Annotated in this window: 11 protein-coding genes; 7 read left to right on the plus strand and 4 right to left on the minus strand. The window is 36.2% G+C overall.

What is annotated here, in order from left to right; all coding sequences use genetic code 11:
- Positions 1–132: 132 nt before the first annotated feature.
- Positions 133–960 carry an exodeoxyribonuclease III gene (locus CRG87_RS06930; RefSeq protein ID WP_074426427.1) on the minus strand — a complete coding sequence of 276 codons (828 nt, stop codon included), beginning with the start codon at positions 958–960 and terminating at the stop codon, positions 133–135.
- 325 nt (positions 961–1,285) lie between these two features.
- On the opposite strand from CRG87_RS06930, the gene CRG87_RS06935 reads away from it, so the two are divergent.
- Positions 1,286–2,296 (plus strand): D-2-hydroxyacid dehydrogenase, encoded by a 1,011-nt coding sequence (locus CRG87_RS06935; protein ID WP_074426426.1) that lies wholly within the window; start codon positions 1,286–1,288, stop codon positions 2,294–2,296.
- Between the two features lie 386 nt (positions 2,297–2,682).
- Positions 2,683–4,260, plus strand: a complete 1,578-nt coding sequence (locus CRG87_RS06940) for an ATP-binding cassette domain-containing protein (RefSeq protein WP_074426425.1) — start codon at positions 2,683–2,685, stop codon at positions 4,258–4,260.
- Positions 4,261–4,346: 86 nt separating this feature from the next.
- On the opposite strand, the gene proC is transcribed toward CRG87_RS06940, so the two are convergent.
- The 3 genes from proC to CRG87_RS06955 form a co-directional block, all read right to left on the minus strand.
- Positions 4,347–5,111 carry a pyrroline-5-carboxylate reductase gene (gene proC / locus CRG87_RS06945; RefSeq protein ID WP_074426424.1) on the minus strand — a complete coding sequence of 255 codons (765 nt, stop codon included), beginning with the start codon at positions 5,109–5,111 and terminating at the stop codon, positions 4,347–4,349.
- A 24-nt stretch (positions 5,112–5,135) separates the two neighbouring features.
- Complete coding sequence (locus CRG87_RS06950; RefSeq protein WP_074426423.1) at positions 5,136–5,999, minus strand: aldo/keto reductase; 864 nt, start codon at positions 5,997–5,999, stop codon at positions 5,136–5,138.
- A gap of 65 nt (positions 6,000–6,064) precedes the next feature.
- The gene (locus CRG87_RS06955) at positions 6,065–6,772 is read right to left on the minus strand and encodes a YjjG family noncanonical pyrimidine nucleotidase (protein WP_074426422.1); all 708 of its coding nucleotides are present in this window, start codon (positions 6,770–6,772) and stop codon (positions 6,065–6,067) included.
- A 181-nt stretch (positions 6,773–6,953) separates the two neighbouring features.
- On the opposite strand from CRG87_RS06955, the gene CRG87_RS06960 reads away from it, so the two are divergent.
- The 5 genes from CRG87_RS06960 (at position 6,954) to CRG87_RS06980 (ending at position 11,116) form a co-directional block, all read left to right on the plus strand.
- Positions 6,954–7,139 carry a hypothetical protein gene (locus CRG87_RS06960; RefSeq protein WP_046305789.1) on the plus strand — a complete coding sequence of 62 codons (186 nt, stop codon included), beginning with the start codon at positions 6,954–6,956 and terminating at the stop codon, positions 7,137–7,139.
- Between the two features lie 253 nt (positions 7,140–7,392).
- Positions 7,393–9,627: a ribonucleoside-triphosphate reductase, adenosylcobalamin-dependent gene (gene nrdJ / locus CRG87_RS06965; protein WP_074426421.1), complete on the plus strand. Its 2,235-nt coding sequence runs from the start codon at positions 7,393–7,395 to the stop codon at positions 9,625–9,627.
- Positions 9,628–9,662: 35 nt separating this feature from the next.
- Positions 9,663–10,052 carry a DUF4430 domain-containing protein gene (locus tag CRG87_RS06970; RefSeq protein WP_074426420.1) on the plus strand — a complete coding sequence of 130 codons (390 nt, stop codon included), beginning with the start codon at positions 9,663–9,665 and terminating at the stop codon, positions 10,050–10,052.
- 9 nt (positions 10,053–10,061) lie between these two features.
- Positions 10,062–10,577, plus strand: coding sequence for an ECF transporter S component (locus CRG87_RS06975; RefSeq protein ID WP_074426419.1), 516 nt, complete (start codon positions 10,062–10,064; stop codon positions 10,575–10,577).
- Positions 10,574–11,116 (plus strand): cob(I)yrinic acid a,c-diamide adenosyltransferase, encoded by a 543-nt coding sequence (locus tag CRG87_RS06980; RefSeq protein WP_074426418.1) that lies wholly within the window; start codon positions 10,574–10,576, stop codon positions 11,114–11,116. The genes CRG87_RS06975 and CRG87_RS06980 overlap by 4 nt, the downstream gene beginning before the upstream one ends.
- The last annotated feature ends 186 nt before the right edge of the window (positions 11,117–11,302 follow it).

Genomic DNA, 11,302 nt, shown 5'->3' on the forward strand with positions numbered 1-11,302 from the left:
CGTTTGATCATATAAGCCATTAAGAATCGCATCTTGCAACGGTTTATTCATCTAATTTCCTCAAAACCTTCTATTATGTAATAAATAAAAAGAAAAAGAAATCCAAATTCATGGATTTCTTTTAATCATGTTTTACAAATCAATATCTAGCAAAATTGGACAGTGATCGGCACGTGCGCCAGTATCCATCATCTCTGAACGCTTTACCTTGTCAGCAATTCTGTTACTTGTAATCCAGTAGTCTATTCTCCAGCCAGAATTATTTGCTTTGGCAGTTCTAATTCTTTGAGCCCACCATGAATAAACACCTTCAACATTACCATTAATTTCTCTAAAAGTATCAGTGAAGCCAGCATTAAGCAATTTAGTAAAGCCTGCACGCTCTTCATCGGTAAAGCCAGCAGAATGATGGTTATTATCTGGATGCTTCAAATCAATTTCTTCATGCGCACAATTATAGTCGCCACTTGCCAAAACTGGTTTTTTATCATCTAAAGTTTTTAGGTATTCAGTATATTTTTCGTCCCAAATTTGACGCTCTTGCAATCTTTTCAGACCATTACCAGAGTTTGGTGTATAAACTTGGGTGACAAAATACTCTGGAAACTCTAATGTAATAATGCGACCTTCTTGGTCCATTGGCTCTGGAGCACCAATTTCTGGAAAAGTCACTTCAGGCTTAAGTTCCTTTTTGTATAGATACATTGTTCCGGCATAACCTTTACGTGCCGGCTCTTCTGAAGAACGCCACACTATTTCATATTCAGGAAATTCCGTTGCTAAAACTTCTAAGTGCTTTTTAGTTGGACCAGTTGCACGCAATTTAGTTTCTTGAATTGCAATAATGTCTGCATCCTGATCATGTATTTTTGCCAAAACTTTACGTGTTTCCTCAGCTCTTGAAGAGGTACCCGTTAAAGCGGCATTCAATGAATCAATATTCCATGAAATTAAGATCATTTTTTTCTCCTTTTAAAACCGTCTTCTACATTATATAGTTTTTTATGACTGGCACAAAGATTCATTGAAAAACTTACCTAATATTATTAATAGTTGCACTATTTACATAAAAGAAAAATTGTTACCAATTTCACGACTTTTAGAAAAACTTATTTAAATGAGTATTCTAGCTTAATTAGTTGGTACTCAATAAATGTAAGCGCTTATTGAAAAATCAACTTTTTTCGAAAATTATCTTTTTCACATTTTTATATTTTTAATTCAGTTAGCACAAGTGTATAATAGCACAAGAGAAAGTAATAACGATTTTTGGAGGTTAGATTTTATGACTAAAATTTATGCTTATGCGATTCGTAAAGACGAAGAGCCTTATGTTCGCGAGTGGAGCGACGCTCACAGAGATGTTGATGTTGAATACACTGATCAACTTTTAACACCTGAAACTGCTGAATTAGCTAAGGGTGCTGATGGTGTTGTTACTTACCAACAATTAGACTACAAAGCTGACACAATTGAAGCTTTAGACAGACTTGGTATTCGTAACTGGTCAATCCGTAACGTTGGTATCGACAACATTGACTTAAAGAAGGCTAAGGAACTTGGCTTTAAGTTAACTAATGTTCCTGTATACTCACCAGATGCTATTGCTGAACATGCAGCTATTCAAGCAGCTAGAGTTTTACGTCAAGATAAAGCTATGGACGAAAAGCTTGCTAAGCATGATTTACGTTGGGCTCCTACAATTGGTCGTGAAGTTCGTGACCAAACTGTTGGTGTTGTTGGTACTGGACATATTGGTCAAGTATTCATGAAAATTATGGAAGGCTTTGGCGCAAAAGTTATTGCCTACGATATTTTCCAAAACCCTATTCTTAAGAAGAAGGGCTACTATGTAGATACTTTAGATGAACTTTACGCTCAATCTGATGTAATTTCACTTCACGTACCTGATGTTCCTGAAAACATCCACATGATTAACGATGAATCAATCAAGAAGATGAAAGATGACGTTGTTATTGTTAACGTATCACGTGGTCCTCTTGTTGATACTGATGCAGTTATTCGTGGCCTTGATTCAGGTAAGATCTTCGGCTTCGTAATGGATACTTATGAAGGTGAAGTTGGTATTTTTAACGAAGACTTCTCTAATAAAGAATTACCTGACAAGCGTTTAGCTGACTTAATCGCTCGTCCAAACGTTTTGGTAACTCCTCACACAGCATTCTACACAACACACGCTGTTCGTAACATGGTTATCAACTCATTTGACAACAACTTGAAGTTAATCAAGGGTGAAACTCCTGACACTCCAGTTGATTTGGATAAAGAATTTTAATTTCATAAAAACTTATTTCCCTTCTTAAACACATTTAATGATTTGACTTTAATAAAAAGGCACCGATTTTACTTACTCGGTGCCTTTTATTTTGTCTTTCATTATTAAGTAATCTTGCTAAGAGCAGTTAAAAACAGTAAGTACATTATATAAAATTAAAAAATATTTAATTTTTAATATAAAGAATGGTATTATATTAAAATGATGAATTTATTATCAGTTTTAAAGAAGGTACTTTTAATTATCGGAAAGATTTCTACAATAATTTAGAACAACTTATTCTTCTTCTCCTAATCACTGGATAGGAGCTAGTGAATACCGAAATTTAATTATTAGTTAATGATTTAAAATAAGCAATTACTACTAATACTAGGCAAGGAGAAATTATGATTGTTAGATATTATAATAAATGGAAACTTGCAGCGCTTGTAATACTTGGCATAATTGCTAGCACACAAAATATCGTTATGGCTTACGTGTTAGAAACTATGACAAATGCATTAGCGGATAAAAACTTGCATGCACTTCCTCACATGTTTTTAGTTGCCCTAATTTTATTCTTAATCGTTTTAGTAGCTGAGTTAGGCTACAATTATTTAAAAAATAATGCTGTTCAGGAAGTCAATACCCGTTTGAGAACCAAAATTCTCGCAGGAATGTTAGAAACGTCTAAAGAAGATAATGCTTCAGCTTTAGGGTTTTTAACCAATGATTTTAAATTGTTAGAAACTAACCGATTTAATGCCGAAATTAATATTGCCTTTTATTTTGTGACAGTTGTGATTTCATTAATTTACGCATTATATATTAATACGATTTTGACGATATTTTTCCTAATCGGTTCTGCTCTTCCAATACTAGCTTCAGGTTTATTACAAAAGCCGATACGTAAAGCTTCAAATCAGTGGACCGAAGCTAATAGTAGGTATGTTAGTCAAATAAAAAACATCTTAGCAGGAACCGATTCATTAAAGCTATATCACAAGCAAGCTAATGCTGTTGCTTCAAATTTACCCAAAGTTTCAAAATTAGAAGAAGCTCTGTGTAAGATGAATTTGCTGAGTAATAATATTCAAACAATTGTCGGCTTTGTAGGAATTTATGGTACGTTTGTTATTCCAGCCTATTTAGGTGGGTTAATGGTATTACACGGCCAAACAACGATGGGTGTCCTATTTGCAATTGTTCAATTAGCAAATTCGTTTATTAAACCAATTATGCAAATTTTAGAAGAACGCAATCACTTGTCAACGACTAAAGATATTGTGAAAAAGGTTAATTATTATTTAGACCTGGCAGATACCAAAGAGTTATCAGTTAACTGCACTTTCACTAAACAAGCAAGTTGGCAAAATATCTGTTTAGAAAGGGACAAAAAACAACTTTTCGGTGGACTTAATTTAACTATTAAACCTGGAGAAAAGATAGCAGTTATTGGACCTTCTGGTAGTGGTAAGTCTACTTTGCTGTATTTTATGATGTCTAATAAATTCGGAACAGCAGCAAATATTTTAATTGATAATCAAAAAGTAAAAGCTGATCAAATATCTAATCTATTTGCATATTCCAGTCAATCACCGGTTATTTTTGCTGATACACTTTGGTTCAATTTAACGTTAGGTGAAAAACTACCTGTGGATGAAGTTGAGCAAGTTTGCAAGCAATTAGAGTTAGATACCATGGTAGAAGAGAAAGGCTTTGATTATCAATTAGGGGATAATGCCGACAAGCTATCTGGTGGGCAATTAGCGCGAATTGAATTAGCAAGAGCAATTTTATCAAAACGTCCAATTTTGTTACTTGATGAAATCAACGCTTCGCTTGATCAAGCCACTTCAGCCGCAATTCATCAAATATTATTGGATTCGAATTTAACCTTTGTAGAAGTAATTCATCACTATCAAGTTGCTGATTTAGACAAGTATGACCAGGTAATCAATTTAGCAGATTACCAAGATAAGTAAACAATAGACAAAATAAAAAGGCACCGATTTTACTTACTCGGTGCCTTTTATTTTGTCTTCCTATAATTAAGTGATCTTGCTAATTTTTACTTAGCCGAAGCATTAAGTGCCTGAATTAATGTTCCACGAAAACCCTTTTCTTCTAACTTATTAACGCCTCTGATGGTAGAGCCACCAGGAGTAGTAACCTCATCTTTTAATTCTTCAGGCAACTTACCACTAGTTAATGCTAATTTAGCAGTCCCTAAAAGCATTTTTTCAATGATTTGGTAGGATTCTGCTCGTTTTACCCCATTTTGAACAGCGGCGTCGCTCAATGCCTCAATCATTAAATCAACATATGCTGGAGTACAACCTGCAACAGTACCATAAATACCTAGTAAGTTGGCCGGTACAACGTAAACATCACCCATTTGTTCAAAAAGAGCTTTTACAGTCTTGATTACTTCAGGCTTTTCACCTGCAGCAAAACTAATTGCTGTAATTCCCTCACCAATTTGAACTGGTGTATTTGGAACAATTTTGACAAAAGAAGAGCCATTAGGTAATTCATGGTTTACCTTTTCTAAATCACCACCACCAGTGGATAAGATAATGCCATGGTATTTTTGACCAAGTTCTTCAAAAATAGTTTCCACTACTGAACCGCCCACTGCAACAATGACAGCTTGGCATTCTTTAAAGTCTGCATAGTCGTTAATTAAATTCAAGTGCAATTCAGCTGCAACTTTTTCGGCTGATAGATGTCCACCACCAAAAACATAAATATCTTGGTTAGCGATATCTCCTTGCAATAAGCCCAAAATAATTGCTTTACCTATTTTACCGGTACCTATGAATCCTATTTTCATTGCTCTTCACCTTAATTGTTAACTTTAGAAGTTTGTTTTATCAGGATCAGTTGCAAGGTCAGCAGCACCATGCAAACCGTCCAAATTCTTCATATCTTCTTCATCGATTACAAAATCAAAAATATCTACATTTTCTTTTATTCTATCAGTATGAACAGATTTTGGAAGTGGTGCAAACTGATGTTGAAGTGACCAACGTAAGAGTACTTGAGCAGGCGTTTTACCATAATACTCAGCCACTTCACCAACAGTTTTATTTCCTATTAAGCCACCTGTTCCTAATGGACTATATGCTTCACTTAAAATGTCAAGTTCATTATTATATGATACAACTTCTTCTTGCATATCACTCGGATTTAAGTAGATTTGATTGACTGCTGGACGAACAGAAGCGGTTTTTAGTAATTCATCCATGTGCTCACGTCTAAAGTTTGAAACCCCAATCGCACGAAGCTTTCCTGCCTTGTACTGATCTTCCATTGCGCGCCAACTCTCTGCGTTTAATTCTGCCCAGTGATCACGCACTGCTTTTGGATTTGGCCAGTGAATTAAGTACAGATCAAGATAATCTAACCCTAGTTTTTCTAAACTTTCGTCAATTGCTTGAATTGTTTCCTGATAGCCATGCTTATCATTCCACAATTTAGTTGTAACAAATAAATCATAACGGTTAATACCACTTTCCTTAATGCCCTTACCGACACTCTCTTCGTTGCCATAAGCAGCAGCAGTATCAATCAAACGGTACCCCGCATTAATTGCATCAATAACGGAGTTTTTGGCAACATCACCGTCTGGTGTTTGCCAAGTTCCGAAACCTATAGTAGGCATCTTAGCTCCGTTAATTAAAAAATATCTATCATTTAAAGAACTAATTTTGACAGTCATTATTTTCACCTCTGTTATATTATATCGAATAATATATATGCTGCCACATCAAATTTAACAAATTGCTAATTAATTCTTTCAAAGTCATTTTTTAACAGTTTCACGAATTCGGGATATGTTTTCACTTCACACAAAGGATGTAAATTCATGTTATTTTTTCGCCCGCGATGGTTATACCAGACACTGCTAAAACCATAGTTTTCTGCACCTAAAATATCTGATTGTAAACCATCTCCAAAAAAGACTGTTTCTTCAGGACCATATTCCGCCCGGTCAAAAAAGTAATCAAAAATTCGAGCATCAGGTTTTGAATAACCTGCTTCTTCAGAAGTAATAATTAAATTAAAATAGTTCTTAATTCCAGCTAGCTCTAAGCGGTGGCGTTGCATATAGGCTTCACCATTACTTAAAATGGTCAACTCGTACCCACTCTTTTTGGCAAAGCGAAGCGTATCTTCTACACCAGGTAGCAACTTATAAGCTTGACTGAAGTATGAACGATATTCATCCATAATGGCAAGTCCATCAACATTAATATGATAGTTTTCTTTGATAAAATTATGAAAAACCATTTCGCTCAATTGATCATATGTTAATGCACCAGTTTCAAGTTGGCGCCATAAGCTTTGATTATATGAGTGATAACGGCGCTGCAAGTCCTCTGTTAGTGGCCAGTGATGCGCGTTAAAAAGGCGATGGAGCGCGAAATTCTCCGTATCCGCGAAATCGATTAGTGTGTCATCTACATCAAAAATAATTTGTCTAAAACGCAAGTATTTTTCATCCTTTCCAATTATTTCCCGGGAAATAAATACTGCTACGGAAAAATATTATACCAGTAAATTACTCATAAAAAACATAATTATCTTTTTGTTAAATTTAGGTAAAACTCATTTTAAGTAACTGCGCTTGAGGTATAATTGCTTACCAAATAAATCAGGAGGAAATACTAGTATGCTTACTTTATTACTAATTTTTGCATTGATCTGGGCACTGGCTAAACTAGGTGTTGGGATAATTAAAATTTTATTATTTATACTGGCATGCGGTTTAATCTTCATTTTCTTTATTCATTTACTAATTCCTTTTGCTATTTTAGGAGGAATACTTCTCCTGCTCTTCACAGCAATTGGTCGTTAACTCTTTTTTATTAGTCTTTTTGAAGCACAATAAGCTTTTTTTAGTTTATTGTGCTTTTTCTATACGCTGATTGCTATATGATTTTTTTGAAAATCTTTTTCTCCTACTGCCGCCTTAAATCATCTTTTTTTGTTCGGATTTGACTGCTGCATATCCGCTGGTAAATACAAGATATTGTGTTATAGTCTTTTTAGACACCATACATGATGTGTATGTGAAACAAAATGTTATTTTATGAGGAGATATTTTGTATATGAAAAATGCAAGAATAAGCTTGGATCAGGCTTATATTGATCAAGTGAAACAAAATGTTTCGCCTCACTGGGGAGAACTTGGCTGGGTCACGTACAAGCGGACTTATGCACGCTGGCTTCCTGAATATAATCGCTCTGAAGAATGGGACGAAACAGTTAAGCGTGTTGTGGAAGGCAACATTAACCTTGATCCACGCTTAACTGATTCGCCTTCTGAAGATGTGGTTGAGGAACTGACAGACGAAGCTAAGCGTTTATTCAAGCTTATTTATGGCCTTGCTTCTACTCCGTCAGGGCGGAATTTATGGGTTTCTGGGACTGATTACCAAAGACGTAATGGTGATTCCTTAAACAATTGCTGGTTTATTGCTATCAAACCACAGAAATATGGTGATAGTCATATCGTGCCTGACTATTTGGACAAAAATCAAGAAGCTCTTTCAATGCCATTTTCTTTCGTCTTTGACCAATTGATGAAAGGTGGCGGCGTTGGCTTTTCCGTCGTTCAAGACAATATCCAAAAAATTCTCTCAGTTGACAATAAAATCGATTTAACAATTGTAATCGACAAGGCTAGTGCTTCTTATGACGACTCCGTTAAGCTTGGAGCAACTGATAAAAGTGAGTGGGTAAAGCAAAATCAGAATTCGGATGACTATATCTATTACGATTTACCTGACACCCGTGAAGGTTGGGTTTTAGCTAATGCTCGTTTAATTGATATGCACTTTAAGGAGACCAATCCTGAAAATAAACAGAAGTTGGTTTTAGACATTAGTGGTATTCGTCCTTACGGTGCAAAAATTCACGGTTTTGGTGGTACTGCTTCTGGCCCAATGCCATTGGTCGAAATGCTGTTTGAGATTAACGACATTATCAATAATCGTGTTGGTACAAAAATCACCTCAGTTGATGGTACAGACATTTGCAACTTAATCGGGAAAACTGTTGTTGCAGGAAATGTTAGACGGTCTGCTGAATTAGCATTAGGCTCTAACGATGATCAAGATTTCATCACAATGAAGCAAGATAAAGATAAGCTATATCATCACCGTTGGGCTTCAAACAATAGTGTTGCGATTGACGCTAAATTCGATGGATACGAACCAATTGCCGCTGGTATTAGAGAAAACGGTGAACCTGGTGTTGTTAACTTAAACTTGTCACGTAATTACGGCCGTATTATTGATGGTTATCAAGAAGGCATTGATGGTGAAGTTGAAGGAACAAACCCATGTGGTGAGATTTCACTAGCCAACGGTGAGCCATGTAACTTATTTGAAGTTTTTCCTTACATTGCTGAAGAACAAGGTTGGGACTTAAAAGAGGTCTTCAAACTGGCTACCCGTTATACCAAGCGTGTAACTTTTAGTGAATACGACTGGGAAGTTTCCCGCAACATCATCTACAAGAACAGACGAATCGGTGTTTCAATGTCAGGTATCCAAGATTGGCTCTTAAATGATTTAGGTCATCGGGTTGTTACCGGCTTTGAAGACAGTATCGACGAAGAGACAGGCGCAAAAATTAAAAAGCCAATTTATGATCCTAAGGGAATCAAAATGGTCGAAGAAGCATATCAAGCAGTAATTGATGCCGATCAAGACTACAGTAAGGCTTTAAATTGCAATCCTTCTATCAAACACACCACTGTTAAACCATCTGGTACTGTTGCTAAACTTGCAGGTGCTTCTGAAGGTATGCACTTCCACTACGCTGGCTACCTAATTCAAAGAATCAGATTCCAAGCCTCAGATCCTTTACTCAAGGCCCTTGATGCTTGTGGTTACTACTCAGAACCAGATATCTATTCACCAAATACTATTTGTGTAGAATTTCCATTAAGAGCAGCTCATGCAGACAGCAAAAACTTTGCTTCTGCAGGTACTGTTTCAATTGAAGAACAGTTTGCAACTCAAGCATTTTTACAAACCTACTGGTCCGATAATGCGGTTAGTTGTACTGTCACTTTCCAAAGCAATGAAGGTGACAAGATCACCTCTTTATTTAAACAATATCGTAACGTCATCAAGTCAACGTCTCTTCTTCCTTACTATGGTGGATCTTTGGAGCAAGCGCCAAAAGAACCAATTGATAAGAAAACATACGAAGAGCGCAAAGCCAAAATATCTGGCGATGTTGCTACTGTCTTTGCTAAACGACATGATGATCAAAAAGACATCGAGCTAGTTGATCAAACCGATTGTGAATCAGGTGCTTGTCCAGTTAAATAATCTAAATTTATGTATTAAAAAATAGGAGTTTTATCATGAAAAAAAATAAATTATCAGTTCTTGCCGGAATCGCTACTATCTTTACTTTCACTGTTGCTGGATATGGCAGTACCCAAAATGTTCAACAAGTTGATGCTGCAAGCAAAGTTCGCGTTACTTATACCCTTAAAGTGAATAATAAAAACTACAAGACAAAAAGCGTAAAGTTGCCTAAGCACTCAACTGTTATGCGTGGCCTTAAGAAGCTTTGGAAAGTAAAGAGTACTGATGGCTTCATCACTTCAATCGATGGTAAGAGCCAAAATAAGGCCAAAAAGGTTTACTGGACTTACACTATCAACGGCAAATTTGCTTCTAAAGGTGCTGCAGAGCAAAAAGTAGCTAACAAAGATAAGGTTAAATTTACTTTAGCAAAGATCGACTAATCAGCCATCATGCATGATTCAACCAAGAAATTAGCACTGCTTGCTATTTTAACTGCCATGTGCGTAGCCTTACGCATTTTTAAAATTATTCCAGTTCCAAACGTTCAGCCAGTTACTGATATTTTGGTAATCGTAACGTTAAATATGGGCTTTACCTTCGGCTTTGCCCTAGCCATTTTGACCATGGTAGTCTCTAACATTTACTTAGGCTTCGGCATTTGGACCATCTCACAGGTCTTAGCCTATGGCGGCTGCGTTTTAACTGTTGCATTGCTGGCAAAATTTACGCCGTTAAAAAAGCACTTTACTTATCAATTAGTCGTTGCTGTCTTTTTAGGTTGGGAATACGGCTGTTTCGTAGACTTCGGAATGTCGATTTTTGGTGGCTTTAATGCATTTCTAGCCTACTGGGCTGGAAGTTTGGTTTTTGATACTTACCATGCAGTTGGCAACTTAGTCTTCTACCCCATTCTATATAAACCACTTAATGTTGCACTAGATCACTACAAACGGAGGCTTTTATGACCATCAAAATTTATACCAAAGTCGGCGATCAAGGTTACACCAAGCAAGTCACCGGTAAAATGGTACCTAAGTATGACCTACAAATTGAAGCACTTGGTGACATCGATGAACTAGATTCTTATATAGGCGTTGTAATTGCTAACTTATCCGATCAGTGTCAAGAATTGCTTAACCCACTGCAAGATCGACAACGTGATTTATATGAATTAGAAAGCGATATTGTTGTTAAAAGACACGAAGAAATAACGGCGGCTACAGTCGAATTCCTTGAACAACAAATAGACGAACTTAATCAAAAAATTCCAAAAACTACCCACTTTATTTTGCCGGGCGGTTCGATTACCGCGACCCATTTGCATTATGCTCGTACGGTTGCTAGGAGAGCAGAACGTGCAATGGCTAAATTAAACGATGAACAGCAAGAATTAGCCCCTGCTTGCTTAAAATACATTAATCGTTTATCAGACTACCTTTTCATTTTGGCACGCTATGCTAACGTTTTAGACGGCGTAGAAGAAGTCAAAAGTAAAATCAATTAACTTAAAATTCACTTATACTTACTCATAAAAAAGAGCAGTTCCAAAATCTGAAGCTGCTCTTTTTGTTTTTGAACTAAATATTAGTTCCACCATAATTTAATCAAACCCTGTGTGCCCAAGTCACCTAGACCACGCTCATCAACCAAGGTTTCATACAATTTTTCTGCCTCTTTAGTAGCTGGCAAC

Source organism: Lactobacillus apis (assembly GCF_002837055.1).
Taxonomy (GTDB): Bacteria; Bacillota; Bacilli; order Lactobacillales; family Lactobacillaceae; genus Lactobacillus; species Lactobacillus apis.